Consider the following 17777-nt stretch of genomic DNA (forward strand, 5'->3'; position numbering starts at 1 on the left):
CAATGCAACCGATCAGACTAATCCGGGGCTTCCTCTCGGTCGGGGCCTGGACCCTGGCGAGCCGCCTTGTCGGCTTCATCCGCGACGTGATGATCGCGGCTTATCTGGGGACCGGACCCGTCGCACAGGCCTATCTGGTGGCCTTCACCCTGCCGAACATGTTCCGCCGCTTCTTTGCCGAGGGCGCGTTCAACACCGCCTTCGTGCCGATGTTCGCCAAGCGGCTCGAAGCCGACGACGATCCCCGTGGTTTTGCCGAAGAGGCGTTTTCGGGCCTGTTCTCGGTCGTGCTGGTGGTTTCGGCGATTGCCCATCTCATCATGCCCTGGCTTGTGCTCGCGATGGCCGCGGGGTTCAGGGGCGACGAGCGTTTCGACCTTGCGGTGATCTATGGCCGGATCTGCTTTCCCTATATCCTGTTCATCTCGCTGACCGCGCTGCTGTCGGGACTGCTGAATGCGGGCGGCCGCTTCATCGCCGCTGCCGCAGCGCCGGTGCTGATGAACTTCATCCTGATCGTCGCGATGCTGCTGGCGGACCGGAACGGCTGGGACATGGGCATGGCGATGGCCTGGTCGACCCCTGTTTCCGGCGTCGCGCAGCTGTTCTGCGTCTGGTGGGCGGCGAAGCGCATGGGCTTTCCGCTGCGGTTGCGCCGCCCGCGCCTGACCCCGGACATGCGCCGCCTTCTGGCGGTGGCAGCGCCCGCGGTGCTGGCGGGGGGAGTGGTGCAGATCAACCTGCTGGTCGGCCGGCAGGTCGGCTCTTTCTACGACGGCGCAATTGCCTGGCTGACCAACGCGGACCGTTTGTATCAGCTGCCGCTGGGCGTGGTCGGCATCGCCATCGGCATCGTGCTGCTGCCCGACATTTCACGCCGGCTGAAGGCGGGGGATACCGACGGGGGACGCCACGCCTATAACCGTGCCACCGAATTCGCGTTGTTCCTGACCGTGCCCGCCGCCGTGGCGCTGGTGATCGCCAGCTACCCGCTGATCTCGGTACTGTTCCGGCGCGGCGCTTTCCTTGAGGCGGATGTCGGCCCGACCGCGCTGGCACTGGCGATCTATGGCGCGGGCCTGCCCGCCTTTGTCTTGCAGAAGGTGCTGCAGCCGCTGTATTTCGCTCGCGAGGATACGCGCAGCCCGTTCCGCTTCGCGGTCTGGTCGATGGTGGTCAACGCGGTCGCGGCCCTTGGGCTTGCGCCGGTGATCGGGTTCTCGGCCGCAGCCTTGGGCACGACCATCGCGGGCTGGACGATGGCGCTGCAACTGTGGCGCGGCACCCGCGCCTTTGGCGAAGCGGCCGAACTTGACGACCGCCTGCTCCACCGGCTGCCCCGCATCGTCGCGGCATCGGCAGTCATGGGACTGGTGATCTGGGGCGTGATGGTCATGCTGGGCGATACGCTTTACCAGCCCGGCACCCGCTATCTTGCGTTGCTGGCGCTGGTCGCCAGCGGGGTCGCGACCTATGGCGTGGCCGCGACATTGCTGGGGGCATTCCGCCCGTCGGACCTGCGCGCCGGATTCCGGCGTCAGCGCTGACGGATCTGACGCATGACCCGGGCGACACCGCCCGGGATCAGGACGAAGGACATCAGGAACCCGACGGCAAACCCGGCCACCTCGGCGATCCACGTCGTATTCCCGGACTGGAAAAGGATCCCGAACACCAGTTGGAAGGCCAGCAGCATCCCGATCAGGGTGAAGGCCCGCATCCGGTTCGCGTTTTCCTGCCCAAGCCGCGTCCAAAGCAGGAAGGTGAAGGCCCCGACCAGGCCATAGACCGCAGGATAGCCGCCGATCAGCGGCTGAAAGCGGAACTGCGGAAAGAGGCCCGCGAACAGGGTATAGATCAGCGCCCCGCCAATGGACGACCCGAAGAACAGCGCGACGACCGCCCAGGCCCGGAACTGGCTGGCGACAAGGTTCCCCAGCGCAAGGCAGAAGACGACGACGAAGACGCCATGCATCAGCGACAGGTGCACAAAGGGATAGGTCAGGATCCGCCAGCTCTGGTCCAGCAGGATCACCCGCATCTGCCACAGTTGCAGGATCAGGTCGGGGATATAGGCGGTGCGTTCGACCGCGACCTGGCGCATCGCCATGCCTGCGCCCGGCCCGCCCCCGGTCAGGCCCATCTGCGCAAGACCAAAGACGGCCTCGCTGGCGATCATGGGCAGGACCAACGCCCAAACCACGGCGGGAACGGGATTCAGCGGGGATTCGTCGTAACCGGGTCGCATCGTCTTCCTCTTCCTTGGTCCGGGCTGTTGCGCCCGGGACGGCCAAGGGGTAAGCCAGCCTACGGATTTTTCCAAGCAGGTAGTGCCATGACCACGAGCTTCGCCAAGCGCATCTTCTCCGGCATCCAACCTTCGGGCGGGCTGACGCTGGGGAACTATCTGGGTGCGCTGAAACGCTTCGCCGAATATCAGGGCAAGGGGGCCGAGACGATCTATTGCGTCGTCGACCTGCACGCGATCACCGTCTGGCAAGACCCCGAGAAGCTGCGCCACAACACACGCGAGGTCGCGGCGGCCTTTCTGGCGTCTGGGGTCGATCCCGAAGTCTCGATCCTGTTCAACCAGAGCCAGGTTTCCCAGCACGCCGAGCTTGCGTGGCTTTTCAACACGGTCGCGCGCGTGGGCTGGATGTACCGGATGACCCAGTTCAAGGACAAGGCTGGCAAGAACTCCGAGAACTCTTCGCTGGGTCTGCTGGCATATCCCTCGCTGATGGCAGCCGACATCCTGGCCTATCACGCGACCGCCGTGCCGGTGGGCGAGGATCAGAAGCAGCATCTGGAGCTGACCCGCGACATCGCGGCCAAGTTCAACCACGACTACGGCCTCGACTTCTTCCCGATCACCGAGCCGTTGATCGAAGGCACCGCCACCCGCGTCATGAGCCTGCGCGACGGGTCCAAGAAGATGTCGAAATCCGATCCCTCGGATGCCGCACGCATCAACCTGACCGACGACGGCGACGCCATCGCGCAGAAAATCCGCAAAGCGCGCACCGATGCCGAACCCCTGCCCGGTTCGATGGACGGGCTGAAGGACCGCCCCGAGGCCCGCAACCTCGTCAACATCTTCGCCGCCCTGACCGGTGAGACGGGCGACCAGGTGCTGGCGCGCTTCGAGGGACAGGGCTTCGGCGCCTTCAAGCCGGCGCTGGCCGAAGTCGCCGTCGAAACCCTGGCCCCGATCACGACCCGGATGAGCCAGTTCATGGCAGATCCCGCAGAAATTGATCGCATCCTTGGTCGAGGCGCTGATCAGGCCGCGGCAATCGCCCAGCCCATCGTCGAGCGCACCAAAGAGATCATGGGAATGATCCGGTCCCGCTGAACGGGCAAGGAAAATCAGGTATTTCCACGCGGGATGTGATAACCTCCATCCCGTGCGAGAACGGGTAGGACAATGACGGACCTCTTGTCCCGATTGCTCGGCGCGCGTCCCTGGCTTCTGGCCGACGGCGCGACCGGGACCAATCTTTACAATATGGGGCTGGCCCCCGGCGACGCCCCCGATCTGTGGTGCGAAACCCAACCCGACAGGGTGCGAGACCTGCATCGGCAGATGATCGCGGCGGGCGCGGACCTGATCCTGACGAACAGCTTCGGTGCCAATGCCAGCCGGTTGCGACTGGCCGGTGCCGCGGACCGGGTGGTGTCCCTCAACATCGCCGCGGCGCGCCTTGCCCGCGAAGCGGTCGCAGAAGGCGGCCGCCCGGTCATCGTCGCCGGTTCGATCGGCCCAACCGGAGAGATCATGGCCCCCGTCGGCCGCCTGACCGAGGCCGAGGCCGCGCGCCTTTTCACCGAGCAGGCGCAGGCGTTGAAGGAAGGCGGCGTCGATATCCTGTGGATCGAGACGGTCAGCGCGGTCGAGGAAATGCGCGCCGCGGCCCGTGCGGCGCAGGCGGTGGGCCTGCCCTGGTGCGGTATGATGAGCTTTGAACCCGGCGGTCGCAGCATGATGGGCGTCAGCCCGCCCCAATTGGCCACCCTGGTCGAACGCCTTCCCCATCCCCCCGTCGCATACGGTGCGAATTGCGGGACCGGCCCGGCCGAGCTGTTGCTGGCGATCTCGGGCTTTTCGGCGACCGGGTCCGAGCGTCCCCTGATCGCGAAACCCAATGCCGGTGTGCCGCGCTATCAGGATGGCGGCCTGATTTATGACGGCACGCCCGAGGTGATGGCAGAATTTGCCGTTCTTGCCCGTGACCTTGGGGTGCGCATCATCGGGGGCTGCTGCGGCACGACACCGGCACATCTGGCGGCGATGCATGATGCGCTGGTCCAGCGCCCCGCCGGGCAACGCCCCAGCAGCGATGCGATCTCGGCGCGCATCGGCGGGCTGATGCCGGACCGCTAGAACAGCGACAACTGGTCCCCGGACCGGGGCGGAGGCGCAAACAGGTTGCAATCCAGGACCGGGCTTTGCCCGTCCAGCCCCAACCGCTTTTTCGCCAGCTTGAAACGCTTGTGCAGCAGTTCCGCCTCGCCCCCCTCGCCCCGCATCCGCGCGCCGAAACGCGGGTCGTTGTCTCGCCCGCCCCGCATCGTCTGGATGCGCGACATGACATGGGCCGCCATGCCCGGCCGGTGACGGTCCAGCCAGTCGCGAAACAGGGGCGCGACCTCCAGCGGCAGGCGGACCGGGATCATCGCGGCGGTGCTGGCCCCCGCATCCCGCGCGGCAGTCAGGATCCGCTCCAGTTCGTGCTCATTCAGCACCGGGATCATCGGCGCGGCCATGACGCGAACCGGCACACCTGCCCTTGCCAGGCATTCGATCATCTTCAGCCGCGTGGTCGGACTAGGCGCGCGTGGCTCAAGATCACGGGACAGTTGCGCGTCCAGCGTTGTCAGCGACACCCCAGCCGTGACCAGCCGCCGTCCTGCCATGTCCCCCAGAAGATCGACATCGCGCATCACCGTCGCGCCCCGCGTCACCAGCGTCATCGGGTGGTTCCAGTCGGACAGCACACCGATGCAGGCCCGCATGATGCCAAGCCTTGCCTCGGCCGGTTGATAGGGATCCGTGTTGGTCCCGAAGGCAATCGGCGCCACGGCATAACCCCGCCTTCCGATCTCGACCGCAAGCAGGTCCGGCGCATTGGGCTTGGCGGTGATCCGGGTTTCGAAATCCAGCCCCGGCGACAGCCCAAGATAGGCGTGGCTTGGCCGCGCGAAGCAATAAATGCAGCCATGCTCGCACCCGCGATAGGGATTGACCGAGCGGTCGAAGGTGATGTCGGGCGAGGTATTGCGCGCAATGATCGAGCGCGCCTGTTCGATCGTTACCTCGGTCCGCAACAGCACTGGGTCTTCGGGATAATCCCAGCCGTCGCTTTCGCGGATCCGCTGATATGGCTCGAACCTTGCGTCCGGCCTTGTATCCGCCCCACGGGCGCGCAGCCTTTCCTCGGGATGTCTGGGTGGCAGGGTCATGCCCGGATACTAACCCGTCAGCAGGAACAATACAAGAACATCGCCGAAATGCGGAAACCCTACGCCTTGTGATCGGGTTGGGAACGAAGGGGGCTTCCGGTTTCCACCCCCAGCGCACATATTAAAGGCATTGGAGGACGACATGCCGTTGCCGCATTTCCTGATCCTAGTCCTTGCCGTGATCCTTGCCGCTGGCCTGACCATTTGGGCGGCCAGCGCGGTCGGCGTCCCGATGCTTGCCCTTGGCCTTGTGGCCCTGATGGCTGCGGCGGTTGCTCATCTGGCGATGCGCGAGCATCACTAGTTCAAACGCAGGATCTCGTGCGGTCCCTTGCACACCACGGCGGAACGCAACCGCCCGAAACCAGCTGAACCAGATAACCGTTCCAGCACAGCCAAAATCGGTTGATATGCCCGCCGGCGCGCGGATTGCATTGGAGATGTCCAGAAGAAACGGCCCGATAGTTTCCCGTCCGGGCGATTACCCGGCGATCAGCTCGGTGTCCCAGTAAAGATAATCCATCCAGCTTTCGTGCAGATAATTCGGCGGAAAGCGCCGTCCCGAGGCGTGCATTTCCTCGGGCGTGGGACGTGCAGGATTGCGGCGCAACCGCATCCCCGAATTTCGTAGCGACTTGTTTGCCTTTTTCAGGTTGCAGGGTGAACAGGCGGCAACCACGTTTTCCCAACTTGTCACGCCGCCCCGCGACCGGGGCACGACATGGTCAAAGGTCAACTCGCCCTTGGCCCCGCAATACTGGCAGCAGAATTCGTCCCTCAGAAAAAGATTGAAGCGCGTGAATGCCACGCGCTTCTGGGGTTTGATGAAATCTTTCAGCACGACGACCGACGGGATGCGTATCGCCTCCCGCTGGCTTCGGACTACCTCGTCATATTCGGCGATGATCTGCACCCGGTCCAGAAACACCGCCTTGATCGCCTCTTGCCACGGCCACAGGGACAAGGGGTAGTAGCTGAGGGGACGGAAATCCGCGTTCAGCACCAATGCGGGGTGGTGGCGCAAGTTCGATGGCTCGCGCACGAATTGGCTTCGAAAGTCGCCATGGTCGTCCAGCATCGGCCCTTTGCCTCGCCTGCCAGAAACTTGTCGGAACGTCGTGAGGCCGACTATATATCGCGACCGCGCCCTGACAAGCCCCTGAATATATGCCCTGACCACGGATTACCCGCGATGCGTGACACGGGCGTGACAGGCCGGGTCAGTGCGGTGTCGCGAATTTCAGCAGCAGCAGTCCCGCGATGATCAGGGCGGCGGCCAGAACGCGCAGGGGATCGGCCCCCTCGCCCAGCACCAGAATCCCAAGGATAAAGGAACCGACCGCACCAATCCCGGTCCAGATCACATAAGCCGTGCCCAGCGGCAGGCTTTTCATCGCCAGCGACAGGAACCAGAAGCTGATGATCGACCCGACGATGGTCACGACCGAGGCAACGGGCTTGGTGAACCCATCCGAAAGCTTCATTGCAAAGGCCCAGACGACCTCGAGAATTCCGGCAATTCCCAGATAGATCCAGGCCATGTCATGTCCTTTTCCAACTGCTGCCTTCGGTTCTGTCCGACGCGCAGCATGTGGTCAAGGCCGGGCTTGGCAAAGTATCGGCGGCCGTGACAGGATGGTGTCATGACCGCACCGCCCCGCCTGAACGGACCCCTGGAAACGGCGCTTTACGCCGATGACCTGGACAGGGCCGCACGTTTCTGGTCCGAGGTGATCGGCCTGACCGAGATCGCCCGTCAGCCGGGACGCCATGCCTTCTTCCACTGTGGGGATCAGGTGCTGCTGGTTTTCTGCGCAGCGGCGACGCGGATTCCGCCGCGCCCGGATGCAAGATTGCCCGTGCCGCCGCATGGTGCGGACGGTCCCGGCCATTTCTGCCTGTCGGCCAGCGCAGAGCAGATCCCGCTGTGGCGCGATCATCTTGAGAGCAAGGGGATAAAGATCGAGGCTGATTTCACCTGGCCCCAGGGCGGGCGGTCAATCTATTTCCGCGATCCTGCCGGGAATTCGATCGAAATTGCCGATCCCGTAATCTGGCGCTGAAACAGATCAGCGCCAGCAAAGGCGAATTGTCAGCGCCGCGCCCGGACGGGCACGCGCTGTGGCTTCGCCTGGACCGATTTGAGGACGAGCACACTGGCGGGAACCAGTACAAGCAGGGCCATCCAGATCAGATCCATCGCAAGACTCCTCTTCTTCTGATCTGAAGTTAGACCCTGCTTCAGCGGTTTCAAGTGCAATCTGACGGCTGACGTCAGGTTCTGACGCCAAGTCGCTGCCGCAGAAAATTCAATGCGCGCGACAAGCCGTCGGGCGAGATCCCGTGCGGGGTGTTCTTCATGACATAGGTCTCGACGTCGAAGTTTGCCTTTTCCAGCGCAGCCGCAGCGACGGCCATGCTGTCGAAGGGAACGACGGGATCCTGATCGCCGTGAAGCAGCAGGATCGGCGGATGCGTGCGGATGCCTTTTTCCAGCCCGTCGGGATCGATCAGCCGACCCGAAAAGCCGACCACGCCCGCGAGTTCCTTGTCGCGGCGCGGCGCAACCTCCAGCGACATCATCGTGCCCTGCGAAAATCCGACCAGCGCCAGCCGCGAAGCCTTGATCCCTTCGTCCGTCAGCACCTTGTCGAGAAAGGCATTGATGTCATGGAAGGACTGCTCGACCGAAGCGCGCGCCTGTTCGACACTGGACCCATCCATCCAGGGAATGGGAAACCACTGATAGCCCATGGGATTGTTCCGGCAGGGTTCGGGTGCATCCGGCGCATAGAAGGCTGTTCCGGGCAGATGAGGCGACAGAGGATCGGCCAGTCCCAGCAGGTCGGCACCGTCGGCACCATAACCATGCAGGAAAACAACAACCGATTCAGGCTTTTGCGGGCCTTTCCTTTGCGATTTCAACTGGCGTGTCATCTGATCCCCTCGCGCTCTTTCGCCACCCGGTAATAGGCCCAGAGCGCCCGCGCCGCAACCGCGCGCCAGGGTCGCCAGGGTTCGGCCAGGGCAGTCAGCGCTGCGGGACCGGGTCGTTCGGGCAGGTCGTAAAGCAGCCGCGCCGCCTCGGCCAGTGCCAGATCCCCGGCCGCGAAGACATCTGCGCGGCCAAGCGCGAATTTCAGGTAGATCTCGGCCGTCCAGCGCCCGATCCCCGGCAGCGCGGTCAGCGCAGCAATCGCGTCCTCATCCGGAAGGTCTCGCAGACCCGGCCAGTCCAGCCGGGCCGCAGCGATCCCCCGAAGATAGCGGATCTTGGGTCGCGACAGGCCAGCCGCGCGCAGGACATCATCTTCGGCCCCCGCAATGCCATCTTCATCAGCCAACCCGGCCCGGATCATCCGGTCAAGGATCGCATTCGCCGCCTGCGTCGAGATCTGTTGCGAAACGATGGCGTCGCGGATCGAAACGAAGCCCTCTTCCCACCGGCGCAGCGGTAGCGGGCCAAGCGTGGGCAGCGTGCGCGCCCAGACCGGGCATACTCGCATCAGGTGATCCGCCCCTTCCTCGAGATCCGAGGTCGACCGGATCGTGCGCGTCATTCGATCAGGCCCATGTCGCCGGTCAACCGCGCCTCTTCCTTCAGGCGGGTCTCGAAGGCCATCGAGATATGGCGGCGCAATGCCGCCTCGGCACGGTCGCCGTCACGCGCGGCGATCGCGTCGACGATTTCCTGATGCTCGTCCAGCGTGACCGTGTCCCGACCCTTTGCGGCCAGCGTGGTATGGGCCATCAGCGCCATGCTGCGATGGACAAGGTCCAGCTGCTGCACAAGATAGCGATTGTGGGACGCGAGATGGATCTGGTGGTGGAACCGTCGATTCGCCCGCGACAGCGCCTGTGGATCGCCAAGGATCTTGTGATCGTCCTCGACCATCCCGGCCAGAACCCGAACCTCTTCGGGCGTGGCATGGCGCGCGGCAAGGCGCGCGGCCAGCGCCTCAAGCTCGGCCCGGACGGTATAAAGCTCGGCCAGCTGGTTGTGGTCCAGCGTGGCGACGATCAGGCTGCGCCCGTCGCGCTTCAGCATCGACTGGGTTTCAAGCCGCTGCAAGGCTTCGCGCACCGGGGTCCGGGACACGCCGAAGCGCTCGGCCAGTTCAGATTCCACCAAACGATCGCCGGGACGATAGGTGCCGCTGTCGATGGCGCTGAGGATCAGGGAATAGGCGTCTTTCATGCGCCGCACGATCCGTTGTCCCAGACGGGATTGCAAGCGCCCTGCCACAGGCTTAGGCAGAGAACATGGATTTTCATCATGTAACGACCTGGGTGTTCGATCTCGACAACACCCTTTATGCGCCCGAGATGCGGCTCTTCGATCAGATCGAAAAGCGCATGACCGCTTATGTGATGCGCGAATTGCGCGTGTCAGAGGCGCGGGCCAGCCACCTGCGCGATCATTACTGGCGCCAGCACGGCACCACGCTGGCCGGGCTGATGGTGGAACACGCGATCGATCCGCTGCCCTATCTGCGTGAAGTCCATGACATCGACTTCTCACATCTCGTGCCCGACCCCGATCTGGCTAGGCTGATTTCGGACCTGCCCGGGCGCAAGATCATCCACACCAACGCCGATATCGAATATGCAGCCAAGGTGCTTGACCATCGCGGACTTGCGGTCTTTGACGAGATCCACGGCATCGACACGACTGGCTTTCTGCCGAAGCCCGATCCGGCGTCTTACGCGGCGGTGATCGGGGCCACGGGCTTCGATCCCGCCGCCGCTGCGATGTTCGAGGACGACCCGAGGAATCTTCTGGTTCCGCATGAACTGGGGATGCGCACGGTGCTGGTCGGAACCGGGCGCCACGGTCCGGACGAGCTTGCCGCAGATCACGATCACGGTGCGCATGTCCAGCATCGCACGATGGATCTTACCGCCTTCCTGCGCGAGCTTGCGGCCGGGCGATCGGTCGATGTTCCCGGGGAAGTCCTCCGCGGCAACGCGCGAAAATCGGGATGATGACAATGCAGGACTGCGACATTCTCGTCTCGGGTGGCGGTATCGCGGGCCTTGTCGCGGCCGCGGCCTTTGGCAGCGCCGGGCATCGCGTGACCTGCGTCGACCCCGCCCCGCCCGTGACCGAGGAATCGGCCGAAGGCTCGGACCTGCGCAGCACCGCCTTTCTGCAACCTTCGATCCCTGTGTTGAAAGCCGCAGGCCTGTGGGAACGGCTTGCGCCCCATGCCACTCCGCTGCAGGTCATGCGCATCATTGATGCGGGCGGAAAGCTTCCGCAGGCGCGGCTGACGCGGGATTTCGACGCCTCCGAGATCTCCGAGCAACCCTTCGGCTGGAACCTTCCGAACTGGCTGCTGAAACGGGAAATCTCGGCCCGTCTGGCCGAACTGGGAAATGTCCGGTTTCTGCCCGGCACCGGGACCACCGCCCTTCTTGCCCGCGATGCCGAGGCGCTGGTCACCCTTAGCGATGGCAGCCAGCACCGTGCGCGGATGGTCATCGGCGCGGATGGCCGGAACTCGATGGTTCGCCGCGCGCTTGGCATCGGCACGCGCACGCTGCGCTATGGCCAGAAGGCACTGGCCTTCGCGGTGACGCATGATCGCCCGCATGACAATGTCTCGACCGAGATCCACCGCTCGGGCGGTCCCTTTACGCTGGTTCCCCTGCCCGATCGCGACGGAAAGCCCTCATCGGCGGTCGTCTGGATGGAGCGTGGTCCCGAGGTCGCACGCCTGCGCGCCCTGCCCGTCCAGGAGTTCTCGCGCGAGTTGAACCTTCGCTCGGCTGGTATCCTGGGAGAATTGACCCAGGTCACGCGACTGACCGAATGGCCGATCATCAGCCAGATCGCCGACCGCTTCACCGGCCCCCGCGCCGCATTGATCGCCGAGGCCGCCCACGTCGTCCCCCCGATCGGGGCACAAGGGCTGAACATGAGCCTTGCCGACCTCGCCAATCTCGTCGAGCTTTCGGCCGGCGATCCGGGCAGCCGCGCCTCGCTCGACAGTTACGAACGCCGTCGCCGCCCCGAAGCACTGGCCCGACTGATGGGGATCGATGCCCTGAACCGCGCCAGCATGATTGCGGCCCCTCCGCTTCGCGATCTGCGGGCGGCGGCGCTTGGCTCGCTTTACGCGGCGGGTCCGGTCAGGCGCGTCCTGATGCGCGCCGGGCTGGGGATCCGCTAGGTTTGCCCGGCTTCACCTTTTCCCAAATACCCATGCGACGCCTCGAACCGCGGCAAGCCCTGCCGCGGTGCGGGACAGGGCCAACAGGCAGATAGACGACATGGCCAAACCCGTCACCGCCTTCACCTGCACCGCTTGCGGCGCCAGCCACCGGAAATGGTCGGGCCGCTGCGAATCCTGCGGAGAGTGGAACAGCATCATCGAGGAGACGCCCCTGTCGCAGGGTCCCGGCAGGGGTCTTGGGACGCTCAAGGGCAAGCCGATTCCGCTTTCCGGTCTTGCGACGCAGGAAGCGCCCCCGACTCGAGCCTGCTCCGGCATTGCCGAGCTTGACCGGGTGCTGGGCGGCGGGCTGGTTCCGGGCTCGGCCATCCTTGTCGGCGGCGATCCGGGCATCGGGAAATCTACCCTTCTTCTGCAGGCGGCGGCAGCGTTCGCCCGGTCAGACCAGCAGGCGATCTATATCTCGGGCGAGGAAGCCAGCGCCCAGGTCCGGCTGCGCGCACAGCGCCTGGGCCTTGGCGATGCGCCCGTGCGCCTCGGCGCGGAAACCGCGCTGCGCGATATCCTGACGACCCTGGACGCCGAACGGCCGGATGTCGCCATCATCGACTCGATCCAGACGCTCTGGTCCGACCGGATCGAGGCCGCCCCCGGCTCGGTCGCGCAGGTCCGCGCCAGTGCGCATGAACTCGTGACCTTCGCCAAGCGCCGCGGCACCTCGGTCATCCTTGTCGGCCATGTCACCAAGGAAGGCCAGATTGCCGGTCCGCGCGTCGTCGAACACATGGTCGATACGGTCCTGTATTTCGAGGGCGAGCGTGGGCACCAATTCCGCATCCTGCGCGCCCACAAGAACCGCTTCGGTCCGGCGGATGAAATCGGCGTTTTTGAAATGACCGGCGGCGGGCTGGCCGAGGTCGCAAACCCCTCGGCGCTGTTTTTGTCCGAGCGCGGCCAGCCCGCGGCAGGCTCGGCCGTTTTCGCCGGGATCGAGGGCACGCGTCCCGTCCTGACCGAGATCCAGGCGCTGATCGCCCCATCGACGCTGGCAAGCCCGCGCCGCACCGTGGTCGGACTGGATTCCGGCCGGGTCTCGACCATCCTTGCGGTCTTGGAATCGCGTTGTGCCATACCCTTTGCCGGGCTCGACGTTTTCCTGAACGTTGCCGGCGGGCTGCGTGTCAACGAACCCGCCGCCGACCTTGCCATTGCGGCCGCCCTGCTCAGCGCGCGCGAGGACAAGCCGCTGCCCGCCGAGGCCGTCCTTTTCGGAGAAATCAGCCTGTCCGGCGCGCTGCGACCGGTCGCTCAGGCCGAAAACAGGTTGAAAGAGGCGCAGAAACTTGGTTTTTCACGGGCAATCCTGCCCGCGGCCACCAAGGTCGAGGGTGTGGGAGGAATGCGGGTGAACCGCGTTTCGGATCTGACGGGCTTCGTGGGCGAGACATTCGGTGCCGGATGAACTTGCCTCCAAACGCGGAAATGGCCGCGAAAGGGCGTGACAATGGACGGTTTCACCATCATCGACGGCATCGTTGCGGTCGTGATCATCCTCTCGGCGATCCTGGCCTATGCCCGGGGATTCGTGCGCGAATCGCTGGCGATCCTGGGTTGGATCGGTGCGGCCGTTCTGGCCTTCATCTTTGCCCCCACGGTGCGGCCGATGGTTGCGCAGGTGCCGGGACTGAACAAGTTTCTGGCTGACAGTTGCGAACTTTCGACCATCGCGGCCTTCGCCGCGGTCTTCGCACTGGCGCTGGTGCTGTTCTCGATCATCACCCCGCTTTTCTCGTCGGTCGTGCAGCGGTCGGCGCTTGGCGGAGTAGATCAGGGCATGGGCTTCCTGTTCGGTGTCGCGCGCGGCGTGCTGCTGGTGGCGGTGGCCTTCATCGTCTATGACCGCGTGATGTCGACGCAACCGGTCGCCGTCGTGGATAATTCGCGCTCTGCCCAGGTCTTCCAGCGCATGACCGACCGCATGGACGAACAGATCCCGCAGGACGCGCCCGGCTGGGTCGTGTCGCGCTATGAACAGCTGGTCGGTGGCTGCATGTCGGAATCGACCGTCACCCCCAGCACCGCGACCCCGGCCCCGGCCGCACCTGCGACCGCGCCCGCACCGGCGAACTGACCCACGGGAACGTGACCCTTCCATGACATAAATTGCGCCCCGCGGACCGGCGGGGCGTGACTTCACCCGGCTGAGTCCCTATGTTGGCGGCACAAGCGCCACAGAACAGCCCTCCCCCTAGCCACATGAGTCGGTGATGATGCAGCCATTTCTTGCCCATCCCTTCGATCACGACCGTCTGCACGAAGAATGCGGCGTATTCGGTGTGATCGGCGTCGCGGATGCGGCGAATTTCGTCGCCCTTGGGCTGCATGCCCTTCAGCATCGCGGACAGGAAGCCGGCGGCATCGTGTCCCATGATGCCGAACAGGGCTTCAACAGCGCGCATCGCTTTGGCTATGTCCGCGACAACTTCACCAAGCAAAGCCTGATGGAGACGCTGCCGGGTTCACTGGCGATCGGCCATGTGCGCTATTCGACGGCCGGCACCAAGGCCGCGACCGCGATCCGCGACGTGCAGCCCTTCTTCGGCGAATTCGCCATGGGCGGTTGTGCCATCGCGCATAATGGCAACATCACCAACGCGATGGCGCTGCGCCGCGAACTGATCGAGCGTGGATCGATCTTCCAGTCCAGTTCGGACAGCGAATGCATCATTCACCTGATGGCGCGGTCGATCCAGCGCAACATCCCCGAGCGGATGAAGGACGCCCTGCGTCGCGTCGAAGGCGCCTTCAGCGTCATCGCCATGACCCGCACCAAGCTGATCGGCGTGCGCGACCCGCTGGGCGTGCGCCCGCTGGTCTTGGGCAAGATCGGTGACGACGGCTTCGTCCTCGCTTCGGAAACCTGCGCACTCGACATCATCGGCGCCGAGTTCCTGCGCGAGATCGAGCCGGGCGAAATGGTCGTCATCTCTCAGGGAGAGGTCGAAAGCTCGCGTCCATTCGGACCGTCGACCGGGCGTTTCTGCATCTTCGAACATGTCTATTTCTCGCGCCCGGATTCGATCATCGGCGGACGTTCGGTCTATGAGACCCGCCGCCAGATCGGCGTCGAACTGGCCCGCGAAGCCCCGGTCGAGGCTGATCTGGTCTGTGGCGTCCCCGACAGCGGCACCCCCGCCGCCATCGGCTTCGCACATGAAAGCGGCATTCCCTTCGGCATGGGGATCATCCGCAACCAGTATATGGGCCGGACCTTCATCGAGCCCACCGAACAGATCCGCAACATGGGCGTTAGGCTGAAGCTGAACGTCAACCGCGCCCTGGTCAAAGGCAAGCGCGTGGTTCTGGTCGACGACTCGGTGGTGCGCGGCACGACCTCGCGCAAGATCAAGGACATGATCCTGGACGCAGGCGCGGCCGAAGTTCACTTCCGCATCGCTTCTCCGCCGACCGCCTGGCCTTGCTTCTATGGCGTCGACACGCCGGACCGCGAAAAGCTTCTGGCCGCACAGATGTCGGTGGAAGAAATGCGCGAATGGATCGGCGTTGACAGCTTGGCATTTGTCACGCTGGACGGACTTTATCGCGCAGTGGGCGAGGCCAAGGGGCGGAACAAGTCCTCCCCGCAATATTGCGATGCCTGCTTCTCGGGTGAATATCCGGTGGCACCCTTCGACCAGCTTGAGCGTGGCTTCCGCATGAAGCCCCATTCTCAGGACGCGATCACCGGCCACGCGGCCGAGTGAGCCCAGAATGGCCGGGCGCGCGGAACCCTTCGCGCGCCCCGGTCGTCAGGTCATCCCGACGCCTTCGGGCAGGATGACAAAGAACCTGCTGCCCTGTCCGCGTTCGCTTTCGATCCGCAGCCGCCCACGGTGCCGGTTGACGATATGCTTGACGATCGCCAGCCCCAGACCGGTCCCCCCCTGCTCGCGCGAACGGTGGCTGTCTACGCGATAGAAGCGTTCGGTCAGGCGTGGCAGGTGGCGGGCGTCGATCCCTTCGCCATGATCGGCCACCGTGATCATCCAGGCGGGACCGCGCAGCACCGGCTCATGGTCAAGATGCTCCAGCGTGACGGTCACAAGTCCCCCGGTGCCGCCATACTTGACCGCGTTTTCAATCAGGTTGTGAAAGACCTGGACCAACTGATCCGCGTCGCCGGGCAATAGCGCCGGGCCTTCGACACCCAACAGCTCAATCCTGACGCCAGCGCCATCCGCCGAGGGCGCGAGGGTCACCACAACCGAGCTTAGCAGTGCCGCAAGATCGACCCTGTCGCCGGGGCGGCGGCGTTCATCCTGTTCGACCCGGCTAAGCGATAGCAGATCGCCGATCAGCCGGTTCATCCGGCCCGCCTCGCGCTCCATGATGTCAAGGAAACGATCGCGGGCATTCGGATCGTTTCGGGCCGGACCCCGCAGGGTTTCGATGAACCCCATCAACGCGGTCAGGGGCGTGCGAAGCTCGTGGCTGACATTGGCTACGAAATCCCGCCGCATCTGACCGGTTTCCTCGTCGCGGGAACGATCCTCGATCGCCAGTGAGGCGCCGCGGTCTCCGTCCAGCCGCAGGGGCGTCACGGTGACGGCGCACAGGACGCCGCCCTGGCGGGTTTTGATCGTTGCGTTCAGCAGGGCCTTTTCCCCACCGGCCAGAACCGAATCCAGCGCGGCGTTGACCTCGGGGTGGCGCAGCACGGTGACGAAGGGCCGCGCCGGGGGAACCGGCCCCAGCAGCGCCTCGGCCGCGTCGTTGCCAGCAACCACGCGCGCGCGAGCATCGACGACCAGCATCGGCACAGGGACCGTCGCCAGCAGGTCGGCCGTCTCGGCCGGGGTCATTCCGATGCCACCGCCCGCAGGCCGGCGCGGAACCGCGCAGCATTCCGGCGATAGGACTCGGCCGATTTCAGCAGGCGGGCCCGCCCCTCTTCATCCAGCTCGCGCACGACCTTGCCCGGCGCGCCCATGACCAGCGATCCGGGCGGGATGACCTTGCCCTCGGTGATCAGCGCGCCCGCGCCGATCAGCGAGCCAGCACCGATGCGCGCACCATTCAGGATGATCGCGCCCATGCCGATCAAACAGCCATCCTCGATCGTGCAGCCGTGCAGCATGGCGCGATGCCCGATCGTGCAATTCGCCCCAATGGTCAGAGGATAACCCATGTCGGTATGGCAGGCCGTCAGCTCCTGCACGTTCGAGTTTCGACCGACCCGGATTTCCTCATTGTCGCCGCGCAAGACAGCACCGAACCAGACGCTTGCGCCCGGCTCCATGACGATCCGCCCGATCAGCTGCGCATCCGGCGCGACCCAGGCGTCCGCGGCCAATTCAGGGGCGATCCCCTCCAGTTCCCAGATCATCGGCCTTCCTCCATCAGGCTGCGGACAAATCGGCCAAGTCCGGTCTGGCGTTCGCGGCGCAGGCGCTCGGCGGCCAGAATGGTCTTCAACTCGGCCTCGCTACGTTCGATTTCCTCGTTCACGATGACATAGTCATATTCGGCCCAATGGCTGATTTCATCGCGACTTTTCTGCATCCTTGCCGCGATGACCTCGGGGGCGTCCTGCTGGCGCGCGATCAGCCTCCGCTCAAGCTCGGCCAGGCTGGGCGGCAGCACGAAGATCGAGATGACATGCGCCCCCAGTGCCGAGGCACGGATCTGCTGGCCACCCTGCCAGTCGACGTCGAAAAGCGTGTCGCGCCCTGCCCGCATCGCCTCTTCGACGGGCGCGCGCGGGGTGCCGTAAAGATTGCCGAAGACCTCGGCATGTTCCAGCATGTCGCCGGCGGCGACCATCGACTGGAATTCCGCGCGTTCGCGGAAATAGTAATGCTCCGCTTCGACCTCGCCGGGACGCGGCTTCCGTGTCGTGGCCGAGACCGAGAACCGCAATGTCGGATCCCATTCCATCAGCCGCCGTGCGAGTGTCGATTTCCCAGCCCCCGAGGGCGAGGACAGGATGATCAGAAGTCCGCTGCGCTCCATGTCCTGCGTTCTCCTTGGCTTCATCCGCATGTCTGTTCGAGGCGCCTGAATGGCGCAGCCGGGGCCGCATGGTCAAGCCCCTGCCGCCGATCCGGCGGTTTTAACCAACGGACAAGAAACTTC

Annotated in this window: 20 protein-coding genes; 10 read left to right on the top strand and 10 right to left on the bottom strand. The window is 64.8% G+C overall.

All coding sequences use genetic code 11. The features are described 5' to 3' along the window. Positions 1 to 2: 2 nt before the first annotated feature. Positions 3 to 1547 (top strand): murein biosynthesis integral membrane protein MurJ, encoded by a 1545-nt coding sequence (gene murJ / locus RM190_RS18450; RefSeq protein WP_311760932.1) that lies wholly within the window; start codon positions 3 to 5, stop codon positions 1545 to 1547. Here the strand turns inward: murJ and RM190_RS18455 are convergent. Further along, complete coding sequence (locus RM190_RS18455; RefSeq protein ID WP_311760933.1) at positions 1538 to 2248, bottom strand: rhomboid family intramembrane serine protease; 711 nt, start codon at positions 2246 to 2248, stop codon at positions 1538 to 1540. The genes murJ and RM190_RS18455 overlap by 10 nt on opposite strands. A gap of 87 nt (positions 2249 to 2335) precedes the next feature. Here RM190_RS18455 and trpS point away from each other — a divergent pair, with 87 nt between their 5' ends. Together trpS and bmt are read left to right on the top strand one after the other, a co-directional pair. Beyond that, the gene (gene trpS, locus RM190_RS18460) at positions 2336 to 3355 is read left to right on the top strand and encodes a tryptophan--tRNA ligase (protein ID WP_311760934.1); all 1020 of its coding nucleotides are present in this window, start codon (positions 2336 to 2338) and stop codon (positions 3353 to 3355) included. A 72-nt stretch (positions 3356 to 3427) separates the two neighbouring features. Continuing rightward, positions 3428 to 4384, top strand: coding sequence for a betaine--homocysteine S-methyltransferase (gene bmt / locus RM190_RS18465; protein WP_311760935.1), 957 nt, complete (start codon positions 3428 to 3430; stop codon positions 4382 to 4384). Here the strand turns inward: bmt and RM190_RS18470 are convergent. Continuing rightward, entirely contained in the window at positions 4381 to 5463 is a 1083-nt protein-coding gene (locus tag RM190_RS18470) for a PA0069 family radical SAM protein (RefSeq protein WP_311760936.1), read from the bottom strand. The two genes, bmt and RM190_RS18470, sit on opposite strands and share 4 nt — an antisense overlap. Positions 5464 to 5605: 142 nt before the next feature. Between RM190_RS18470 and RM190_RS18475 the strand changes: the two genes are divergently transcribed. Then, positions 5606 to 5767: a hypothetical protein gene (locus tag RM190_RS18475; RefSeq protein WP_311760937.1), complete on the top strand. Its 162-nt coding sequence runs from the start codon at positions 5606 to 5608 to the stop codon at positions 5765 to 5767. A 177-nt stretch (positions 5768 to 5944) separates the two neighbouring features. Here the strand turns inward: RM190_RS18475 and RM190_RS18480 are convergent, their stop codons facing one another. Together RM190_RS18480 and RM190_RS18485 are read right to left on the bottom strand one after the other, a co-directional pair. Next, on the bottom strand, positions 5945 to 6541 hold the full coding sequence (locus tag RM190_RS18480) for an HNH endonuclease (protein ID WP_311760938.1): 597 nt from the start codon (positions 6539 to 6541) through the stop codon (positions 5945 to 5947). A 142-nt stretch (positions 6542 to 6683) separates the two neighbouring features. After that, entirely contained in the window at positions 6684 to 7004 is a 321-nt protein-coding gene (locus RM190_RS18485) for a DMT family transporter (protein ID WP_311760939.1), read from the bottom strand. A 102-nt stretch (positions 7005 to 7106) separates the two neighbouring features. Between RM190_RS18485 and RM190_RS18490 the strand changes: the two genes are divergently transcribed. Further along, positions 7107 to 7526 (top strand): VOC family protein, encoded by a 420-nt coding sequence (locus RM190_RS18490; RefSeq protein ID WP_311760940.1) that lies wholly within the window; start codon positions 7107 to 7109, stop codon positions 7524 to 7526. A gap of 211 nt (positions 7527 to 7737) precedes the next feature. On the opposite strand, the gene RM190_RS18495 is transcribed toward RM190_RS18490, so the two are convergent. Genes RM190_RS18495 through RM190_RS18505 form a run of 3 tightly spaced genes read right to left on the bottom strand, consistent with a single transcriptional unit; the run spans position 7738 to position 9661 of the window. Continuing rightward, positions 7738 to 8400 (bottom strand): alpha/beta hydrolase, encoded by a 663-nt coding sequence (locus RM190_RS18495; protein WP_311760941.1) that lies wholly within the window; start codon positions 8398 to 8400, stop codon positions 7738 to 7740. Continuing rightward, positions 8397 to 9023, bottom strand: a complete 627-nt coding sequence (locus tag RM190_RS18500; protein ID WP_311760942.1) for a DNA-3-methyladenine glycosylase family protein — start codon at positions 9021 to 9023, stop codon at positions 8397 to 8399. Before RM190_RS18500 ends, RM190_RS18495 begins: the two co-directional genes overlap by 4 nt. Next, positions 9020 to 9661 (bottom strand): GntR family transcriptional regulator, encoded by a 642-nt coding sequence (locus RM190_RS18505; RefSeq protein WP_311760943.1) that lies wholly within the window; start codon positions 9659 to 9661, stop codon positions 9020 to 9022. The genes RM190_RS18500 and RM190_RS18505 overlap by 4 nt, the downstream gene beginning before the upstream one ends. Before the next feature lie 65 nt (positions 9662 to 9726). Here RM190_RS18505 and RM190_RS18510 point away from each other — a divergent pair, with 65 nt between their 5' ends. From RM190_RS18510 to purF, 5 genes are all read left to right on the top strand, one after another. Continuing rightward, on the top strand, positions 9727 to 10449 hold the full coding sequence (locus RM190_RS18510; RefSeq protein ID WP_311760944.1) for a pyrimidine 5'-nucleotidase: 723 nt from the start codon (positions 9727 to 9729) through the stop codon (positions 10447 to 10449). After that, a complete protein-coding gene (locus tag RM190_RS18515; protein WP_311760945.1) occupies positions 10449 to 11639 on the top strand; it encodes a UbiH/UbiF family hydroxylase in 1191 nt (396 codons plus the stop codon). The genes RM190_RS18510 and RM190_RS18515 overlap by 1 nt, the downstream gene beginning before the upstream one ends. A 100-nt stretch (positions 11640 to 11739) precedes the next feature. Continuing rightward, on the top strand, positions 11740 to 13104 hold the full coding sequence (radA, locus tag RM190_RS18520; protein WP_311760946.1) for a DNA repair protein RadA: 1365 nt from the start codon (positions 11740 to 11742) through the stop codon (positions 13102 to 13104). Positions 13105 to 13146: 42 nt separating this feature from the next. After that, positions 13147 to 13773 carry a CvpA family protein gene (locus tag RM190_RS18525; RefSeq protein ID WP_311760947.1) on the top strand — a complete coding sequence of 209 codons (627 nt, stop codon included), beginning with the start codon at positions 13147 to 13149 and terminating at the stop codon, positions 13771 to 13773. A gap of 139 nt (positions 13774 to 13912) precedes the next feature. Next, positions 13913 to 15406, top strand: coding sequence for an amidophosphoribosyltransferase (purF, locus tag RM190_RS18530; RefSeq protein ID WP_311760980.1), 1494 nt, complete (start codon positions 13913 to 13915; stop codon positions 15404 to 15406). A gap of 45 nt (positions 15407 to 15451) precedes the next feature. Here the strand turns inward: purF and RM190_RS18535 are convergent, their stop codons facing one another. From RM190_RS18535 to gmk, 3 genes are read right to left on the bottom strand one after another with little or no spacing between them, the layout of a single operon-like run. Further along, entirely contained in the window at positions 15452 to 16504 is a 1053-nt protein-coding gene (locus RM190_RS18535) for an ATP-binding protein (RefSeq protein WP_311760948.1), read from the bottom strand. Beyond that, positions 16501 to 17028 carry a gamma carbonic anhydrase family protein gene (locus RM190_RS18540; RefSeq protein ID WP_311760949.1) on the bottom strand — a complete coding sequence of 176 codons (528 nt, stop codon included), beginning with the start codon at positions 17026 to 17028 and terminating at the stop codon, positions 16501 to 16503. The genes RM190_RS18535 and RM190_RS18540 overlap by 4 nt, the downstream gene beginning before the upstream one ends. Further along, complete coding sequence (gene gmk, locus RM190_RS18545) at positions 17025 to 17654, bottom strand: guanylate kinase (protein WP_311760950.1); 630 nt, start codon at positions 17652 to 17654, stop codon at positions 17025 to 17027. The genes RM190_RS18540 and gmk overlap by 4 nt, the downstream gene beginning before the upstream one ends. Positions 17655 to 17777: the final 123 nt, after the last annotated feature.

This window comes from Paracoccus broussonetiae, assembly GCF_031854425.1.
Classification (GTDB): domain Bacteria; phylum Pseudomonadota; class Alphaproteobacteria; order Rhodobacterales; family Rhodobacteraceae; genus Paracoccus; species Paracoccus broussonetiae.